Source organism: Leeuwenhoekiella palythoae (genome assembly GCF_900130045.1).
Taxonomy (GTDB): domain Bacteria; phylum Bacteroidota; class Bacteroidia; order Flavobacteriales; family Flavobacteriaceae; genus Leeuwenhoekiella; species Leeuwenhoekiella palythoae.
Window position 1 is genome coordinate 165,214 of the sequence record NZ_FQXT01000002.1, and the last position, 18,234, is coordinate 183,447.

General features: G+C 42.4%; 17 protein-coding genes. 11 read left to right on the plus strand and 6 right to left on the minus strand.

Features of this window, described 5'->3' with window-relative positions; genetic code table 11:
• Positions 1–17: 17 nt before the first annotated feature.
• The 6 genes from BUA96_RS04235 to BUA96_RS04260 form a co-directional block, all read right to left on the minus strand.
• Complete coding sequence (locus BUA96_RS04235; RefSeq protein ID WP_072980776.1) at positions 18–566, minus strand: CopD family protein; 549 nt, start codon at positions 564–566, stop codon at positions 18–20.
• 95 nt (positions 567–661) lie between these two features.
• The gene (locus BUA96_RS04240; RefSeq protein ID WP_084673054.1) at positions 662–3,844 is read right to left on the minus strand and encodes a VPS10 domain-containing protein; all 3,183 of its coding nucleotides are present in this window, start codon (positions 3,842–3,844) and stop codon (positions 662–664) included.
• A gap of 60 nt (positions 3,845–3,904) precedes the next feature.
• A complete protein-coding gene (locus BUA96_RS04245) occupies positions 3,905–5,248 on the minus strand; it encodes an MATE family efflux transporter (RefSeq protein WP_072980779.1) in 1,344 nt (447 codons plus the stop codon).
• A 98-nt stretch (positions 5,249–5,346) separates the two neighbouring features.
• Positions 5,347–6,387: a ferrochelatase gene (hemH, locus tag BUA96_RS04250; RefSeq protein ID WP_072980781.1), complete on the minus strand. Its 1,041-nt coding sequence runs from the start codon at positions 6,385–6,387 to the stop codon at positions 5,347–5,349.
• Between the two features lie 100 nt (positions 6,388–6,487).
• Entirely contained in the window at positions 6,488–7,222 is a 735-nt protein-coding gene (locus tag BUA96_RS04255) for a ThuA domain-containing protein (protein WP_072980783.1), read from the minus strand.
• A gap of 2 nt (positions 7,223–7,224) precedes the next feature.
• Positions 7,225–8,112, minus strand: coding sequence for a helix-turn-helix transcriptional regulator (locus tag BUA96_RS04260; protein ID WP_072980785.1), 888 nt, complete (start codon positions 8,110–8,112; stop codon positions 7,225–7,227).
• A 190-nt stretch (positions 8,113–8,302) separates the two neighbouring features.
• On the opposite strand from BUA96_RS04260, the gene hemA reads away from it, so the two are divergent.
• The 11 genes from hemA to BUA96_RS04320 all read left to right on the plus strand — a co-directional run bounded on the left by hemA (position 8,303) and on the right by BUA96_RS04320 (position 18,209).
• Positions 8,303–9,568: a glutamyl-tRNA reductase gene (gene hemA / locus BUA96_RS04265; protein ID WP_072981749.1), complete on the plus strand. Its 1,266-nt coding sequence runs from the start codon at positions 8,303–8,305 to the stop codon at positions 9,566–9,568.
• 3 nt (positions 9,569–9,571) lie between these two features.
• On the plus strand, positions 9,572–10,489 hold the full coding sequence (hemC, locus tag BUA96_RS04270) for a hydroxymethylbilane synthase (protein WP_072980788.1): 918 nt from the start codon (positions 9,572–9,574) through the stop codon (positions 10,487–10,489).
• Between the two features lie 44 nt (positions 10,490–10,533).
• Positions 10,534–11,586 (plus strand): DUF559 domain-containing protein, encoded by a 1,053-nt coding sequence (locus tag BUA96_RS04280; RefSeq protein WP_262490499.1) that lies wholly within the window; start codon positions 10,534–10,536, stop codon positions 11,584–11,586.
• Between the two features lie 33 nt (positions 11,587–11,619).
• A complete protein-coding gene (gene hemE, locus BUA96_RS04285; protein WP_072981753.1) occupies positions 11,620–12,651 on the plus strand; it encodes a uroporphyrinogen decarboxylase in 1,032 nt (343 codons plus the stop codon).
• Entirely contained in the window at positions 12,648–13,139 is a 492-nt protein-coding gene (locus tag BUA96_RS04290) for a DUF6973 domain-containing protein (RefSeq protein ID WP_072980790.1), read from the plus strand. The genes hemE and BUA96_RS04290 overlap by 4 nt, the downstream gene beginning before the upstream one ends.
• A complete protein-coding gene (locus BUA96_RS04295; protein ID WP_072980792.1) occupies positions 13,136–13,876 on the plus strand; it encodes an EI24 domain-containing protein in 741 nt (246 codons plus the stop codon). Before BUA96_RS04290 ends, BUA96_RS04295 begins: the two co-directional genes overlap by 4 nt.
• Complete coding sequence (locus tag BUA96_RS04300) at positions 13,873–14,499, plus strand: hypothetical protein (RefSeq protein WP_072980794.1); 627 nt, start codon at positions 13,873–13,875, stop codon at positions 14,497–14,499. The genes BUA96_RS04295 and BUA96_RS04300 overlap by 4 nt, the downstream gene beginning before the upstream one ends.
• Before the next feature lie 18 nt (positions 14,500–14,517).
• Entirely contained in the window at positions 14,518–15,420 is a 903-nt protein-coding gene (gene hemF, locus BUA96_RS04305) for an oxygen-dependent coproporphyrinogen oxidase (protein WP_072980796.1), read from the plus strand.
• A 34-nt stretch (positions 15,421–15,454) separates the two neighbouring features.
• Positions 15,455–16,444, plus strand: a complete 990-nt coding sequence (gene hemB, locus BUA96_RS04310; protein WP_072980798.1) for a porphobilinogen synthase — start codon at positions 15,455–15,457, stop codon at positions 16,442–16,444.
• Positions 16,445–16,560: 116 nt separating this feature from the next.
• Positions 16,561–17,739 (plus strand): CNNM domain-containing protein, encoded by a 1,179-nt coding sequence (locus tag BUA96_RS04315; protein ID WP_072980800.1) that lies wholly within the window; start codon positions 16,561–16,563, stop codon positions 17,737–17,739.
• Complete coding sequence (locus BUA96_RS04320; RefSeq protein WP_072980803.1) at positions 17,736–18,209, plus strand: methylated-DNA--[protein]-cysteine S-methyltransferase; 474 nt, start codon at positions 17,736–17,738, stop codon at positions 18,207–18,209. The genes BUA96_RS04315 and BUA96_RS04320 overlap by 4 nt, the downstream gene beginning before the upstream one ends.
• Positions 18,210–18,234: the final 25 nt, after the last annotated feature.

The following is an 18,234-nucleotide window of genomic DNA, read 5'->3' on the forward strand; positions in this document are numbered from 1 at the left end:
TATCAAAAATCGAGCCGTTAGGCATTAGGATTTTTTTCGCGAATGCTTTTATAAAGTTTAATTCCCAACATTAAAAGCACTGCTAGACAGATTAAACCGGCTAATCCCCAAATCCAGTTGGTAGCACTTTTAGTAATTACCAAAAAGATCACCGCAAATAGAATTAAGGTTGGGCCCTCATTCCAGATGCGCATATATCTGGTCGTATAATTTATCTCACCGCGTTGCAGTTGCTTAAATATTTGATGACTTTTGAAGTGATAGGCATACAACAACACGACAAATGCTAATTTAATTTGCATCCAAGGTGCATACAAAAGCCCCGGATTAAAATGCAACATCACAAATGCAAAAAGGCTAGCTAAAATCATAGAAGGCCAGGTGATGATCTTCCAAAGACGTTTAGTCATCAAAGCCAACTGATCGCCCAGAATGCTTCGGTCTGGTTCGGGTTTTTGGGAAGCTTCAATCTGATACATAAACAAGCGTGGCGCATAGAATAAGCCCGCAAACCACGTCACGATAAATATGAGGTGCAGCGATTTAAAGTAGTTGTAGTATTCCATAAGTCAAAGGTAACCCGAAATAATAAAAAACGATTCGTCGCCTAAGCGAAAGGCGAGAATCGTTTTTTAATTTCTATTATATTGAAGCGCTTTATCTATTCTTCTGCTACAAACAGATAATTGAGCTGCATCGCATTGAATTCTTTGTTAAACGCGGCAACCTCATCGTTTATCAGCGTATCAAACTTGTCTAATTCCGCATCTATTTTAGCCGTTAGTTCATTTTTCACCGCGACATCCTGATCTGTAGGCGCAAAATCTCCCATGCTCACTAATGAATTCAAATGCGCCAATTTATTGGTCAACTTGATCGGAAAGTTAAGCGGATCCTGCCCACTTCGGTTTTTGGTTTGATACAGCGCTTTTTCAATTTCCTCAAGATCTTCCCGCAGGGTTTTGGACTTTTCCCGAAGTTCTTCAGTATCGGGATTGTCTTTGTACTGCTTTTCAAAAGCACTCAACTGCGTGTTAATATTTCTGATCTTTTTGATGCTCTGGTGCGCGTGATCTACAGTCTCATTTACATCTGAAATAAAATCAAATTGCGCCTGCATGTCTGCAACAGTCGCTTCAGAACGTGGATCTGCCAGAACGGTGTAGGGTTGCGCATAATTGGTTCCGTTTACGTTCAATTTTACAGTGTATTCACCAGGGATTTGCTGTGGCCCCTGCGTACTCGCCCACCATAAGATCATTCCCGGTAGCCGCTCTGCACCGTCATAGGTCATATCCCAGTTAAACTGATTCGCACCTTCTTTGACTTTTAATTTATCGTCACTTCCTTTACTGCTGTACGATTTGATCGTATCGTTTTTAGCGTCAAAATACGTCAACGCAATGCTGTCTTTTTCAGCATCATATTCCGGAAGGTAGAAATAGGTCATCACGCCGCTTGGGTGATTGGTCCCCGCCGAATTTGATTTACGGCTACCACCGTCCATTCTATAAGTGTCTTTTGGCTTGTACAAATGCACCGCATCGGTATCTTCTGCTTCGATCGCCTGATGCAACATACTTAAATCATCAATAATATAAAGGCTGCGCCCTTGTGTCGCTACGATCAAATTGTTCTCCTTAAGCACCAAATCAGTGATGGGAACAATAGGCAAGTTCAGCTGAAATGGTTTCCAGTTTTCACCGGCGTCAAACGAAATGTACATTCCGGTTTCGGTACCTGCATACAATAAACCTTCTTTTTCAGGGTCTTCCCGTACGACACGCGTAAAGTGTTCTGCTTCGATTCCGTCAGTGATCTTTTCCCAGCTTTTACCGTAATCTGTGGTCTTGTATAAATATGGTGCAAAATCACCGGTTTTATATTTGGTTCCGGCGATGTAGCAGGTACCTTCATCAAAATAGCTCGGCTCAATGCTGTTGATCATCATCCACTGGGGCATTCCTTTTGGCGTCACATTCTCCCAGTTTTCACCGCCGTCGCGCGACACATAAACCAAACCGTCGTCGCTACCCGTCCAGAGCAAGCCTTCTTTCAACGGACTTTCATTAGCAGCAAAAATGGTACAGTAATATTCTACGGAAGTATTGTCTTGCGTAATCGGCCCTCCGGAAGAACCCTGTTTTGATTTGTCATCGGTCGTAAGGTCCGGGCTAATCACTTCCCAACTTTGTCCTTCGTTTGTGGTTTTATGCACGTGATTACTGAAAGTGTACAGCACATCTGGATTGTGACGGGAGAACATAATGGGGAAATTCCATTGAAAACGGTACTTCATATCTTCAACACCGTGGCCCATTGGGTTATCCGGCCAAACCGAAACTGAACGCACTGTATTGTTCTCGTGATTCACTCGGGTTAAGAAACCGTCGTAGCTTCCACCATAAACGATATTTGGATTTTCTGGGTCTACCGCAATATGCGCACTTTCGCCACCGGCTGTGCTTTCCCAATCCTCTTCACTAATACTGTAGCCATCTGTTCTATGCGGAATGCGCACCGTAGAGTTATCTTGCTGCGCTGCATAAATACGATACGGAAACTGATTGTCTGTCGCTAATCTATAAAACTGCGCAGTAGGCTGATTGCCGTAAGTACTCCAGGTTTCTCCACCATCATAAGTGATCTGAGCGCCACCATCATCTCCCATTACCATACGCATAGGATTTTCTGGAGCGATCCAAAGATCGTGGTGATCGCCGTGCGGCGCATTATTGCTTTCAAAAGTTTTACCACCATCGGTACTTTTATGGTAGCTTACATTAAGCACATACACAACATCTTCATCTTGAGTATCTGCATATACTTTAGTATAATACCACGCCCGCTGTCTTAAGTTGCGATCGTCGTTGATGAGTTTCCAGCTGGTACCGCCGTCTTCGCTTCGGTAGAGACCACCTTTATCTTTATTTTCAACCATCGCAAAAACACGTTCTGAATTTACAGGCGAAACCGCAACTCCAATAATTCCTAATGTATCTGTTGGAAATCCGTCGTTTTTTGAAATCTCTTTCCATGTTTTACCGCTATCGGTAGATTTCCATAAGGCTGAACCTTCACCACCACTGATAAAACTGTATGGCGTTCTGCGCGAATGCCAGGTCGAAGCATATAAAACACGTGGATTGTTAGGGTCGAATGTCAAGTCGACTGCACCGGCATCTTCGGTAGCAAAAAGTACGCGCTCCCAATTGGCGCCACCATCTGTAGATTTGTAAACTCCACGCTCTTGCGTAGGTTTATAAATATCTCCCAAAACCGCAGCATAAACAATATCTGGATTGGTAGGATGTACACGTATTTTTGAAACGTGTCGGCTTTTAGGTAAGCCTGCTTTTTCCCAGGTTTTACCGGCATCTGTAGATTTCCACATTCCGTAACCGGAAGAAACATTTCCGCGCAGCGTGTTTTCACCACCACCCACGTAAATGATATTGTGATCGCTAGGAGCAATTTCCACCGCGCCTATGCTTCCGCCGAAATAACCATCAGAAATATTGTCCCAAGAACGACCACCATCTTTGGTACGCCATACGCCACCACCGGTAGCTCCAAAATAGAATAAGTTGGGTTTGCCCGGAACGCCGGTCACCGCCGCACTACGACCGCCTCTAAACGGACCTATAAGACGATATTCTAAAGCTTCATAAAGAGCTTCATCAACCTCCTGTGCTTGAATATTGGTTGATGAAAGAAAGAACAAGGAGCAAAATAACCCAAGCAAACAAGATACACTGCGAAATGCATTGTGCGCGCTTCGCGTTGTTGGAGTGTAACCACTTGCGGCATTTGACCCTCGATTAACGAGTAAAAGTTTGTGCATAATTAAAAGACTTAGTTAGTAGCTAACTAAGTTAATCATTACAATCTTTTTTGAATACCTCTAGTCTAATTTTAGGCGTGTTTCTCGCCATAAAAAGTAAGCCGTAACTACTGTTGATAAGGTATCAGCAATGGGAAAAGAAATCCAAACGCCTAATTCGCCAAAGTAATTAGGAAGTATAAGCACCAGCGGAATAAAGAAAAATCCTTGTCTGGTGAGCGTTAAAAGCAATGCCGGAGTTGCTTTACCAATCGCTTGATAATACGCCGAACCAATTAACTGAATCCCTATAATAGGAATCGCCGCAAACACCCAGCGCATTGCCCATGGTGTATCGCGCAGCACCGCTTCGTCTTGCGTAAAAACCGAAACAATGGCTTCGGGAAACGCCATAATTGCTATAAAGATCAGTACGGCAACCCCGCAAGCATAATAAATCGCTAGCTTAATACTTTGGCGCACCCGATCATAATTTTGCGCTCCGTAATTGTAACCGGCGATCGGTAGAAAACCTTGGGTAACCCCAAGAACAGGAAACAAAGCGAACATAAGCATACGCCCTATGATCGCATACACTGTGACCGAAGCTTCGCCGCCCAGTTCAAACAGAATATTGTTCATCAACAAATAGGTCAAGCTTACCACTGCTTGTCGCGCAAGGGTCACAAAACCTAAAGCAGACATTTCTTTTAAAATAGGCCAGTCAAGACCAAAATGGCTGACATCAATTTTCAGTTCAGAATTGTCGCTTAGGAAGTACCATAACACGTAAAAGAAACAACAGATATATGATGCTGTGGTTGCCCAGGCGGCGCCTTCCATCCCCATATCTAGGATGTTGATCAAGAGATAGTCAAGAATCAAGTTCCCCAGCGACGGAATGATCATCGCGATCATTGCAAATTTAGGTTTGCCTTCGGCCCTGATCACATTGTTGCCCATCATACACAGCGCTAGCACCGGCACTCCGTAAAGTACAATTCGGTAATAGATCTTTGCGGGCTCAAAGATGTCGCCCTTTCCTCCGAAGGCAGGAATTAACTGATTGATAAAAACCAAGCCTAAAATCACCATACTGATGGTCAACAGCAAGGTTATGGTTATTTGATTACCAAAGGTTTTTAGCGCCTTGCTCTTATCATTAGCTCCTAACGCGCGAGAAATAATAGAAGAACCACCTATCCCGATTGCCATCCCCAAAGCTGCAATAAAAAAAGAAACCGGCAGCACCACATTGATCGCTGCGATAGCAATACTCCCAATCCAATTGCCCACAAAAATGGTGTCGACAAGAATATTGAGCGACATCACTAGAATCCCTATAGATGCCGGCACTGCTTGCTTGATAAGCAGCGTGCTGATAGGTTCGTTTCCTAAAGCTTCAGAACGTTCGGTTTTTAGCAATTTGTATCAGGTTAAAAAGATTCATGCTTGTAAGTATTCTCGAAAATAAAAATTCCAGATGCTTACAAAAAAAGATTCCCGCCTACGCGGGAATGATGTTATGCTATAGTTTTTGAGGCTTCTACTAGCGCCCAATCGTTGATCCAGGTAGCAACAACGTGCGCCCAATCGTCGCGATCATTTAAGCAAGGGATAGTGGTAAATTCCTTACCGCCCATCTCGTGGAAGATCTCTTCACCTTCCATCGCGATTTCTTCCAGCGTCTCAAGACAATCACTCACAAAAGCCGGAGTAACAATTGCCATTTTTTTGATGCCTTCTTTACCAAAACGTTCTATGGTACGATCGGTATAGGGTTGCAACCACGGGTCAAAACCTAAACGAGATTGGAAAGAAGTGAAATAGGTTCCTTCTTTTAAATTGAGTTTTTCAGCAACCTGGCGTGTGGTTTCATAACACTGGTGGCGGTAGCAAAACTGATGTGCCTGAGAAGGCGTTTGACAACAGCTGCCGTCTATATTACAATGACTTTTTGTAACGTCGCTTTTGCGAATGTGTCGCTCAGGAACTCCGTGATAACTGAAAACCAACATCTCATAGTCAAGGTTTTCAATTTTCTCGTGAATGCTTTTTGAAAGTACTTCAATATACTCCGGCTTGTTGTAAAACGCAGGAATATCTGAAAAACGCATATGCGGAAAATGTGCTTTACGCAACTCTTCAGCTAAAACAAGAATGGTTTCTGTTGTCGCCATAGCAAACTGAGGATACAAGGGAAGAATCAAAACCTCATCTACACCTTTTGCATTCAACTCTTCAAGACCTTCTTTTAGGGAAGGTGTGCCGTAGCGCATCGCCAATGCCACAGGAACATCAACTTTCTCTGAAACTTTTACCTGCAGGCGTTCACTCAACACGATCAAAGGCGAACCTTCGTCCCACCAAATTTTTGAATAGGCTTCAGCAGATTTTTTTGGTCGGGTATTTAAGATGATTCCTTTTACAAGCAGCGTGCGCGCCCAAAGCGGGACGTCGATCACGCGCTCATCCATCAAAAACTCTCCTAAATATTCTTTTACATCCTTAGGATCGGTGCTTTTAGGCGATCCCAAATTCACTAGAAGTACTCCTTTTTTCATGCCTTTTTTTTAGTGCGTCAAAATTACGACTTATCAATTTTTTAGAAATACGATAACTATAAAGCTTATGTGAAACTTTATCAGAAAAATTTATTGTGATTCATTCCATCAACCAGCGCATCACACTTTCCAGATGTGCCTTAAATGCCACCTCATCATACGCTTCGTCGGTGTGGCCGCCGCCGGTATAATACATTCCACCACCATCAAAATCCTGATACCAAGCAATGGGATGATAATCGCCGTTAGTTCCGCCTTCATAGCTGCTTTCATCCAAATACAATGTAGGAGTCACCGCGTCACTTAAATTGTAGTAGTTATACCACTCGTCTGTGCGCTCAAAAGTTTTAGAATACATACTGGTGGTTACATGTGGAGCCGCTTTCTTTAAAGAAGCCTTGCGCACATTGGGATCGTTAGGGTGATCTTTAAAATAACCACCCACTAATTTACCGTACCATGGCCAGTCAAATTCGGTATCTGTGGCCGCGTGGATTCCCATAAATGCACCGCCGTTTTGAATGTACTTCTTGAAAGCTGCTTCCTGATCGGGACCTAAAATATCTCCTGTGGTGCTTAAAAAAATAACAAGATCGGTTTTAGCTAAATTTTCAGTATTGATAGCCAAAGAGTCTTCGCTTTGCGTAATTTGCCAACCTTCCTGAGCTCCTATCTCTTTGAGCGTTGCCACTCCTTTTTCAATAGAACCGTGACGCCAGCCCATCGTTTTGGTAAAAACTAAAACCTGTTTTGTTACAGGTTGGTTTGTAGTTCTGGTCGAATTGCAACTCGAAAGAATCAGCAATAGACCTAAAACCGGGATTAATTTTCTCATAATTAGCTTAAAGATTGAATGTATTTTTTGGGCGTAGTCCCGTATTGTTTTTTGAAAGCCGCGATAAAATGGCTTGCAGTACTGTACCCAATTCGCAGCCCTACTTCATTTACATTGTGCGAACCGCTTGCCAATAATTGGCGGGCAACTTCCATCTTATAATCGAATAAAAAACTATAAACCGAATCCCCATAGATCTGTTTGAAACCTTCTTTGAGTTTATTGAGGCTAAGATTGATCTCATCGGCGAGTTCCTGTAGCGATGGCGGTTCGGCCATTCGTGCGATCACGATGTCTTTAGCGCGTTTGATCTTTGCTACATTATCCTCATCTACCAAAAACGGACACTGCTCCACATCAGCTTCAGACGGACGGTTAAAATACAAGCTGATCAATTCATAAACCTTCCCTTTAAAGTACAGCGCTTTGACCGAAGGATGCAGGTTATAATTCATCAATTGGTTGAGCACAATCGCCATGGAAGGTGAGATCAAACCGTCCTTGTAATATTTTCGGTCTCGATTTTCGTCACTTAAAAAGGTAATGAAATCTGCTTCTCTTGAAAAGAGGGAATGAAATTTCTTGATCGAAATAAACACCGAAATCACCCAACTCTCGGGAGCGATCTCCAGATTAATGGGTAAATCCCGTTGCGGATTATACAGCAACAAAGAATGCTCCTCCGCAAGCGGAAGTTTGTAATTCCCTTCATTAAATTGAAAGACCGAATTACCCTTTGCACAAAAATGAAATTGAATAAAACTACTATCAACTTCACGGGCTATCTGTTGGGCTTCAGTGGTTTCATTATTAAATTTTAGAATAAAAAATCCCTCTTCAATAGTGGTTTCACTATATAAACCTGTAGCGATATTTTTGACTCCTTCCATAACATTAAAAATAAACTTTATTTAGATTTATTCTAAACAGTGTCGTTTCTTCATCTTACAACACCTCACTAAATTAGCCCATTTGTCGCATTTTCATCAAAAAAAGAGCAATTTATTCGGTCATCGTTAAAAATCATACCTCTAGCGTTATTTTTTGAAGCTTGACCGAAATACATTTGCACCCGAACTTATGAATACAAACGGCAAACGACATTTTTACCCGGCTTATCCCGGTGATTTTTTCGCCATCGGCTTAAGCTATTTAAAAGCTGATGCTGAAACGCGCGGGCATTTTAGTGTTGATAGTACCATTCAAGAAGCGATTTTAAGTCGCGCTCACGAAGAAGGTATTGAAGGCTTGAGTATTATTTCCACCTGTAACCGTACCGAATTGTATGGTTTTGCTCAAGAACCTTTAGACCTCATTAAATTGTTATGCGAGCACACGCGCGGCACCATTGAAGAGTTTAAAGCGGTCTCTTACGAATATAAAAACGAGCAAGCCGTTGAGCATCTTTTTAAAGTGGGCACCGGTCTTGACAGTCAGATTCTAGGAGATTTTGAAATTATAAGTCAGTTAAAAAGCGGCTTTAAACGCGCTAAAAAACTCAATCTGGTCAATCCGTTTATGGAGCGATTGATCAATGCCGTGATTCAGGCGAGTAAGCGCATAAAAAATGAAACCAATATTTCGAGCGGGGCAACTTCAGTGAGTTTTGCTTCGGTTCAATATATGTTATCCCGTGTACCTTTTATTTCAGAAAAAAACATTTTGCTATTCGGCACCGGGAAAATTGGGCGTAACACCTGTGAAAATTTGGTAAAACACACCAAAAACGATCACATCACACTCATCAACCGCACTAAAGATAAAGCCGAACGCATCGCGGGGAAATTCAATCTTATTGTAAAGGATTACGCTGATATTCAGTCGGAAATCGCTCAAGCAGACGTGCTCATTGTAGCAACAGGCGCTCAAAAACCAACCATTTCAAAAGAGCTTTTATACCTCAAGAAACCCTTACTTATTCTTGATCTGAGCATTCCGAAAAACGTGAATGAAAACGTTGAAGAAGTAAACGGCGTAAGCCTGGTGCATCTTGACCAACTTTCAAAAATCACCAACGATACACTCAATCGCCGCAAAAAGCAATTGCCGCAGGCTGAAGCCATCATCGAGGAAATTCAAGAGGAATTTTACGAGTGGTTAACCGCGCGTCAATTTGCTCCTACCATTCGCGCTTTAAAGATGAAATTGGCTGATTTTAAAGATGGAGAGATCGACAATCAGCGCAAAAAAATTGATGGTTTTAATGAAGAACAAGCCGAAATCATAAGCGAGCGCATCATTCAAAAAATTACTACTCAGTTTGCAAAACACTTAAAAACCGAGGATTTTTCAAATACCGAAAGTCTGGAGTTGATTCAAAAAGTGTTTAAACTTCAAAATAACTAAGCTTTGGCAAAAACCATACGCATAGGTACCCGCGATAGCGAACTAGCGCTTTGGCAGGCACACACCGTACAGAATCAATTGGAATCTTTAGGTTATAAAACCGAGTTGATCTCGGTAAAATCAACCGGAGATCTTATCCTTGACAAACCGCTTTACGAACTAGGAATAACCGGTATTTTTACCAAAACTCTTGATGTTGCGATGATCAACGGCGACGTAGATATCGCGGTGCATTCTATGAAAGATGTTCCCACGCAACTCCCAAAAGGTATTGTGCAAGGAGCGGTTTTACCTCGCGCTGCTACCGAAGATATTTTTGTTTTTAAAGGTGATAAAAACACTACATATTTTTCAGATTCTGTTACTATTGCAACGGGAAGTTTACGCCGCAAAGCGCAATGGCTTAATAAGTACCCAAAGCATCAGGTGGTTGATCTCCGCGGAAACGTGAACACCCGCCTGCAAAAGGTAGCCGATAATGATTGGGCGGGAGCGGTGTTTGCAAAAGCTGGTTTAGAACGCATTAACTTGAAGCCCGAAAATCACGAAGTTTTAGACTGGATGATTCCTGCTCCGGCACAAGGCGCAATGGTGATCGCTGTGATGGACAATGATGCTTTTTGCAAAGAAGCTTGTGCAAAACTCAATGATGCTGATGCAGCGCTAACCACAAAAGTAGAGCGCGAATTTCTTCGGAAATTAGAAGGAGGATGTACCGCTCCTATCGGTGCGATCGCAAAAATTGAAGACGACCATATTCATTTTCACGGCGCACTTTTCAGTCTGGATGGAAGTCAAAAATTGGAGATTAAAGAACGTATTCCCGTTTCAGAATGTCAGGATTTTGGTGCGCTATGTGCTTTAAAAATTCTGGAAGAAGGCGGCCGCGAATTGATGGAAGCTATTAAGAAAGAAATTTAAAACCCTCATCCTCAATCCTTCTCCCAAAGGAGAAGGAAGCCCTTATGAAAAGAAGCAATCACATAAAACTTGCTCGCTTGCTTAGACAAGACTCAACCGAAGTAGAAAAGGTGCTTTGGGAATTGCTTCGTGATCGTAAAATAAACGGACTAAAATTTAGAAGACAACATCCTCTTAAAGGTTATATCGTTGATTTTTTCTGTTATGAATTAAAACTAGTCATCGAGTTGGATGGTGGTTATCATAACCATCCAGAGCAAAAGGAAAAGGATGAACTGAGAGATTTACATCTGAAAGCTCTTGGCTACAAGGTACTGCGTTTTTCAAATACAACAGTTTTAAAAGAATCTAAGGTTATTACAGATACAATTGCAGAGTATAAAAATTCTAAAGTGAATCGTTCCCCTCCCCTCTCCGTCGGGAGAGGGGCCGGGGGTGAGGGAAAAAGCATTCTTTCCACAAAAAAACTCACCTCTGCCCAGAAGAATTTGATCTTGGGCGCTGGTTTTTCGGTGGTTGAATATGATGCGATTCAAATTGAATTTCTGGATGTTGATTTTCCAAAAAACTTAGAAAATCTGATTTTCACGAGTAAAAATGGGGTTCAGGCTTTTTTAAAGATGCAACCCGATCTGAATACCGAATCTTTTAGCTGTTTTTGCGTAGGTTCTAAAACCGAAAGTTCCTTGATCAAAAAAGGTTTGAATGTGGTAAAAACTGCACAAAATGCAGCAGATTTAGCTGATTTTATCGTGAAAAATTATAAAAATGCGCATTTTTCATTCTTTTGCAGTGTAATAAGAAGAGACGAACTTCCAGATTATTTAACTAAAAATCAAGTGTCTTTTGAGGAAATCGTTTGCTATAAAACAAAAAGTAATCCGCAAGAATTTAAACAGGAATTTGACGCCGTTCTTTTTTTCAGTCCGTCTGGAGTACAAAGTTTTTCGGCTGTAAATCATTTTAAGAATATGCTTTCGGTTTGCATTGGTAACACCACTGCTGCCGAAGTTCAAAAACATACCCAAAACGTTACCGTTGCCAATACCACTACCATTGAGAGTGTTATTGCGCGGGCGGTAAAGGCTTTAAACTAACCTCGGGTGCGCTCGAGACGACAAGAAACTATTATGATCAAGAACGATTTATTTTTAAGAGCATTAAAGGGAGAAACGGTAGAGCGCCCTCCGGTGTGGATGATGCGTCAAGCGGGACGTTATTTACCCGAATTTCAAGAGATCAAAGCAAAATATGATTTCTTTACCCGTTGCCAAACTCCGGAGCTTGCCAGTGAGATCACCGTGCAACCCATACGCCGTTATGGGATGGACGCCGCGATTTTATTCAGTGATATTTTGGTGATTCCGCAGGCGATGAATATTCACGTAGAGATGAAACCTGGCATTGGGCCGTGGTTGCCAGATCCTATTCGTTCTCACAAAGACCTAGATCGTGTGATCGTACCGGACATTAACGACACACTGGGTTATGTAATGGACGCCATTAAAATGACTAAGGAAAAACTCAACGACGAGATTCCGTTGATTGGTTTTGCCGGTAGTCCGTGGACGATTTTATGCTATTGCGTGCAAGGTCAAGGTTCAAAAAACTTTGATATCGCAAAGGAGTTTTGCTTTACCCAGCCCGAAGCTGCACACGCGCTGCTTCAGAAAATCACAGACACCACAATTTTATATTTAAAAGAAAAAGTAAAAGCCGGTGTTAATGCCGTTCAGGTTTTTGACAGCTGGGGCGGAATGCTTTCTCCCGTGGATTATCAAGAATTCAGCTGGCAATATATTCAGCAGATCATTGATGCTTTAAAAGAAGAAATTCCGGTGATTGCCTTCGGAAAAGGCTGCTGGTTTGCGCTAGGCGAAATGGCAAAAAGTGGTGCTTCGGCATTAGGTGTAGATTGGACGTGCAGCCCTCGTAATGCACGCTACCTAACCGGTGGCAACATTACGCTTCAAGGAAACTTTGATCCTACGCGCTTGTTTTCGCCTCCGGCGGAAATCAAACGTATGGTTACCGAAATGATCGACGCTTTTGGAAAAGACAAATACATTGTGAATCTAGGCCACGGTATTCTACCAAATATTCCGCTAGAAAATGCCGGTGCGTTTATTGAAGCCGTAAAAGAATACAAAGCTGAACGATGAGCATACTTGCCCGTTTAAAAGGATTGAGTTTTTCTCAGCTTTTTAAGCTGGCAGGTCTTTTTGTTCAAAACCCGGGATACGTTTTTCTGACGGCGAAGGCCTCAAAAAAAGCCTTGAGCATCGCCACTAAATACTACGGAAACACCCACCATAAAAGCAATAAAGCAAATGCGTTTAGACACGCCGTTTGGAATGTTCTTCTAGGCCAGGCGGTGTACAAAAAAACACAAAGCCTGCGCCAAGCGCAAGATTGGGCTCAGCGTTTTACAGATTTACATGAAGAACTTTTTGTAAACCGAAAAATGGATCGTGTGATGGATTTGCACAACAATGCGTTTGGTATTCAAGCCCTTCGCATGTTTGCAAACAGACCCGAAGCTGAAGCAATTCATTTTTTACGGGAAGCTGCAGAAAATGCGATCGCAATAGCCAGCCCTGCCGAAGCAGAAAATCACCAAAATAAATTGGTTTATATTCCTAAGTCATGATTAAAGCTTTGCTCAACGGACTCTTAGCTTACAAAGATGCGCTGCCGCTCATAAGTAAGCTAAACCTGTGGAAATATTTTGCAGTCCCCATGCTCATTAGCTTAATTACGGCTTTAAGTATTGGCTTTAGTGCTTATGGCTTTTCTGACGATCTTGGAGGCCTGATCTCTTCCTTATGGATCTGGGAATGGGGAGCCAGCACTGTACGCACTATAAGCGATATCGCCGGCGCGCTCCTCATCATTGCTCTCGGCCTCATCGCTTACAAACACATTGTAATGGCCTTGTCCGCTCCGTTTATGAGTCCGGTTTCAGAGAAAATAGAAGCTCATTTATATGCTAATGTGCATCAACATCGCAACACTTCAAATGCGAGTCAGCTTTTACGCGGTCTTAAGATCAACCTCCGCAATTTAGCCTGGGAACTACTTTTGAGCATTCCTTTTTTGCTTTTGAGTCTAATTCCTGTTGTTGGTGTTTTGGCAACTGCAAGTCTCTTTCTGATTCAGGCCTATTATGCCGGTTTTGGGAATATGGATTATACGCTGGAGCGCCATTTTAGCTATCGCGAAAGCATCAATTTTGTTAAAGCACATCGCGGTTTTGCCACCGGAAACGGTATCGTTTTTATGCTGTTTCTGCTCATTCCGTTTGTGGGAATTATTTTGGTGTTGCCTATTTCGGTAACTGCCGCAAGTACGACTACCCTTCAGCTTCTTAAAAAGCAAAGTCTATGATGCGCATTTTAGAAAAATATGACACTTCATTAGTCTACACCGGCGTGGCCATGAATCTTTTGCTGGCCTTTCAATATTTTAAATTCTGGTGCTGGCCGCAGTATGGGGATATCGATACCATCACCACGCTTACGCTTTTTATAACTTTTGAATTTATTCTGGTACATAGTGGTGTTTTTATGGCGCTGGCACCCCGTAAAATGTCCTTGTTTCTGTTTTTCCCCTTTTACGGTGTTTTCGCTTACGGATTTTTTAAAGCAGGAAACAATCCTTTTATCATTGTCAGCTATTTGCTCATTATGCTAAACAGAATGCGTTTTGCGTTTTCTGATGTTTCCGAAGCTATACGCTCCCGGGCTATTTTAACCTCTATTCTGGCGGCAGGCATCTATTTTGTTTTGATATTTGTAGTCCTGTTTAGCCAATCTATTTTACCCGATTTAGGTTTAAATGAACCCTTTTTAAAACAATCGGGGTATTTTGAACAAAACAGTAGTGGCGGACTTTTCAACGAAGATCCCAAAACAGCTTTATGTCTTGGTTGTGTTTATTATTTAATTCTAGCATTAATTGAGGTCAAACTCATTAATCGTGCACAAAAATCTTCTATTGCCACGCGTTAAGACCACAAATAAAATTTTATGAGAGAACAGTTTGTTAGCTATATAAAAAACCTGCAAGACCAGATTACCGCAAAGCTTGAAGCGATTGACGGCAAGGCTACCTTTAAAGAAGATCTTTGGCAACGTGAAGAAGGTGGCGGTGGCCGCACCCGAGTGATCGAGAACGGAAATGTGATTGAGAAAGGCGGCGTTAATATTTCTGAAGTGCACGGCCCACTAGCCCCGGCGATGCAACAATATTTTAAGGTAGGTGACGTTGATTTTTTTGCGTGCGGACTCAGTCTCGTCATTCATCCTAAAAATCCGTATGCACCAACAGTGCACGCCAATTGGCGGTATTTTGAAATGCTCGACAAAGCCGGAAACCTTGTAGATTCTTGGTTTGGTGGCGGGCAAGATTTAACGCCTTATTATCTTTTTGAAGAAGATGCACAGCATTTTCACCAGACGTGTAAAACAGCTTGTGATGCGCACGATGCTGCTTTTTATCCGCAGTATAAAAAGCGCTGTGACGAGTATTTTTATAACAGTCATCGCGGGGAAGCCCGCGGTCTTGGCGGCTTATTTTTTGACTATCTCAAAGCTACCGATGAACGCTCAATGCAAGACTGGTACAACTTCGTGACCGAGGTTGGCGATAGTTTTCTCACGGCCTACGCTCCTATTTTAGAAAAGCGTAAAGATCTAGCCTACGGCGAAAAAGAGCGTGATTGGCAAGAAGTGCGCCGCGGTCGTTATGTAGAATTCAATCTAGTGCACGACAAAGGCACACTTTTCGGGTTAAAAACTAACGGAAGAATTGAAAGTATTTTGATGAGTCTTCCGCCGGCGGTACAGTGGCGCTACGATCACCATCCAGAGCCGGGAAGCCCCGAAGCGCAACTGGTAGACGTTTTAGAAAATCCTAAGGATTGGGTGTAAAAAATTGAAATAAGAATTAAGAAAAAAGAATATTATGTTCCCATTAAGAAGAAATAGAAGATTACGTACTTCAGAAGCTTTACGCGCAATGGTGCGTGAGACCATAGTAACCCCGAGTGATTTTATCGTCCCGCTTTTTGTGGTTGAAGGAAGAGGTGTAAAAGACGAAATCGCATCAATGCCGGGCTATTACCGCTTAAGTTTAGATAATCTTCAGAAAGAGATTAAAGAACTCTGGAAGTTAGGCCTCAAAAGCGTTTTGCTTTTTGTGAAAGTTGACGATAAATTAAAAGACAACGCCGGTACCGAAGCGCTAAATCCAGACGGATTGATGCAACGCGCCATCAAAACGGTTAAGGAAACCGAGCCGCAAATGGTAGTCATGACTGATGTAGCCCTTGACCCCTTCTCTTCTTTTGGTCACGACGGAATAGTAGGCGGCGGAAAGATCATCAACGACGACTCGAGTGCCGTTCTTGCCGAGATGGGATTATCACACGCCAATGCCGGTGCTGACTTTATTGCGCCCAGCGATATGATGGACGGTCGCATTTTTGAAATGCGCACCCTTCTTGAAGATGAAGGACATCACGATGTTGGGATTATGAGTTATTCTGCGAAATATGCTTCGGCTTTTTACGGTCCGTTTAGAGATGCGCTTGACAGTGCTCCGGTAGATCTTAAAGATGTTCCTAAAGATAAAAAGACCTATCAGATGGATTACGCCAACCGTGAAGAAGCGATTAAAGAAACCTTGATGGATGTTGACGAGGGTGCAGACATTGTGATGGTAAAACCGGGTCTTTGCTATCTGGATATCGTACGCGATATTAAAAATGCGGTGAATATTCCGGTTTCTGTGTATCAGGTAAGTGGTGAATATGCAATGATCAAAGCCGCATCCGAAAAAGGTTGGCTTGATCACGACGCTGTAGTTCTTGAACAAACCTACGCGATCAAACGTGCCGGCGCAGACCTTATCGCGAGTTATTTTGCAAAAGATGTCGTTAAATTGATTTCTTAGACTGAAAATAAAAAGAGGCTTTAGGAGCCTCTTTTTTTATGTTTTCCCCTAAGCTTTTCATAAGATTTTGGCGCACGTTTTTCAATATGGTATATTAGCCTATATCTTAAGACACTATGCTGCTACTCATCGCTTTTGCATTTATATCGATTTTTTTCTCGTTTCTCTGCTCTATTCTTGAGGCTGTTTTACTCAGTATAACGCCTAGTTTTATCCGAATAAAAACCAAAGAAGGAAAAAAATATGCCGAAACCTTAGCCAATTTTAAAAAGGATATTGACAAGCCGCTTATCGCTATTCTCACTTTAAACACGATCGCGCATACCGTAGGTGCAATTTTAGTGGGCGATCAAGCCGGTAAAATGGCTGCAGAATCTGGCTACGATGTCAACATCTTAGGAATCAATTTTGTTGGTTTGGTTTCAACAGTAATGACCTTGGCGATCTTAGTTCTTTCAGAAATTATCCCGAAAACCATTGGCGCAACCTACTGGAAATCCTTAGGGAATTTCACCGCAAAATCCCTTAAGATCATTTTGCTTCTTTTAAAATACACCGGCGTTTTATGGCTTTTAATGCAAGTGACCAAACTCGTAGGGAAATCTGCACACGTAGGCACGATGAGTCGTGAAGAGTTTATGGCGCTCACTGATGCTGCCGAAAAAGAAGGGGTTTTTGAAGACAATGAGACTACTGTAATTAAGAACTTGCTGGTTTTTAAATCGGTGATGGCCAAAGACGTGATGACGCCTTTTCCGGTGGTTATTTCAGAAGATGAAACCATTACCCTCAAAGAATTTCAGAAGCAACATCCCCATTTAAAATTCTCACGAATTCCGGTTTTTAAAGACAAATCGCACAACATCACCGGTTTTATTCTTAAGGACGATGTTCTTGAAGAAATTGTTGAAGAACGCGGTGAAAAAACGCTAGCAGACATCAGACGCGATATTTTGATTGTAGATGCAGACCAACCTATTCCGCAGCTTTTTGACACCTTTGTTTCGAGCCGTGGTCACTTGGCTTTAGTGACCGATGAATTTGGAAACACCATTGGTATCGTCACTATGGAAGATATCATCGAGACCCTTCTTGGACTCGAGATTATGGATGAGAGCGACGACATCGAAGATATGCAGGTACAAGCCCGTAAAAACTGGGAACGACGCGCAAAACGTATGGGGATCGTTTTAGACCGAGCTCCAGAACCGGTTAAAGAGGTAAAACTTTCTCCGCAGCACGACACCGATGTCAAACACGAAGACAGACCGGATACTGATAAACCTTCAGAATGAATCAAGTCTTAGTAGCTTCTCCACTGGGAACGCTTGAAATCAGCGGTGATCTAAACGGAATCTCAGCGGTAACTTTTTTGGAGGAGGAATTTCCGCAGAGCGAAAAAATTCCGGATGTTTTAAAAACAGCTGTGATTCAACTACAAGAATATTTCGATGGAAATCGCACTGATTTTGAACTCAAACTGAATCCTCAAGGCACTGATTTTCAAAAACGCGTTTGGCAAGAACTCAGCCAGATTCCTTTTGGAAAAACCACTTCGTATTTACAAATGGCTAAAAATCTGGGCGACCCTAAAGTGATTCGCGCAGCTGCTTCGGCAAATGGTAAAAATCCTATTGCAATCATCATTCCTTGTCATCGCGTCATTGGCAGCGATCAATCTATGACCGGCTACGCTGGCGGCATCTGGCGTAAAAAATGGCTATTAGCGCACGAAAGTCCGGTGACGCAGCAATCGCTTTTCTAAACGTTCCGCATTTAATTTTTTGGGT

Excerpts from the sequence above, each read along its gene's own strand:
- BUA96_RS04235 (WP_072980776.1), bottom strand. The coding sequence starts at position 566 with ATGGAATACTACAACTACTTTAAATCGCTGCACCTCATATTTATCGTG.
- BUA96_RS04240 (WP_084673054.1), bottom strand. The coding sequence starts at position 3,844 with ATGCACAAACTTTTACTCGTTAATCGAGGGTCAAATGCCGCAAGTGGT.
- hemH (WP_072980781.1), bottom strand. The coding sequence starts at position 6,387 with ATGAAAAAAGGAGTACTTCTAGTGAATTTGGGATCGCCTAAAAGCACC.
- BUA96_RS04255 (WP_072980783.1), bottom strand. The coding sequence starts at position 7,222 with ATGAGAAAATTAATCCCGGTTTTAGGTCTATTGCTGATTCTTTCGAGT.
- BUA96_RS04260 (WP_072980785.1), bottom strand. The coding sequence starts at position 8,112 with ATGGAAGGAGTCAAAAATATCGCTACAGGTTTATATAGTGAAACCACT.
- hemA (WP_072981749.1), top strand. The coding sequence starts at position 8,303 with ATGAATACAAACGGCAAACGACATTTTTACCCGGCTTATCCCGGTGAT.
- BUA96_RS04280 (WP_262490499.1), top strand. The coding sequence starts at position 10,534 with ATGAAAAGAAGCAATCACATAAAACTTGCTCGCTTGCTTAGACAAGAC.
- hemE (WP_072981753.1), top strand. The coding sequence starts at position 11,620 with ATGATCAAGAACGATTTATTTTTAAGAGCATTAAAGGGAGAAACGGTA.
- BUA96_RS04290 (WP_072980790.1), top strand. The coding sequence starts at position 12,648 with ATGAGCATACTTGCCCGTTTAAAAGGATTGAGTTTTTCTCAGCTTTTT.
- BUA96_RS04295 (WP_072980792.1), top strand. The coding sequence starts at position 13,136 with ATGATTAAAGCTTTGCTCAACGGACTCTTAGCTTACAAAGATGCGCTG.
- BUA96_RS04300 (WP_072980794.1), top strand. The coding sequence starts at position 13,873 with ATGATGCGCATTTTAGAAAAATATGACACTTCATTAGTCTACACCGGC.
- hemF (WP_072980796.1), top strand. The coding sequence starts at position 14,518 with ATGAGAGAACAGTTTGTTAGCTATATAAAAAACCTGCAAGACCAGATT.
- hemB (WP_072980798.1), top strand. The coding sequence starts at position 15,455 with ATGTTCCCATTAAGAAGAAATAGAAGATTACGTACTTCAGAAGCTTTA.
- BUA96_RS04315 (WP_072980800.1), top strand. The coding sequence starts at position 16,561 with ATGCTGCTACTCATCGCTTTTGCATTTATATCGATTTTTTTCTCGTTT.
- BUA96_RS04320 (WP_072980803.1), top strand. The coding sequence starts at position 17,736 with ATGAATCAAGTCTTAGTAGCTTCTCCACTGGGAACGCTTGAAATCAGC.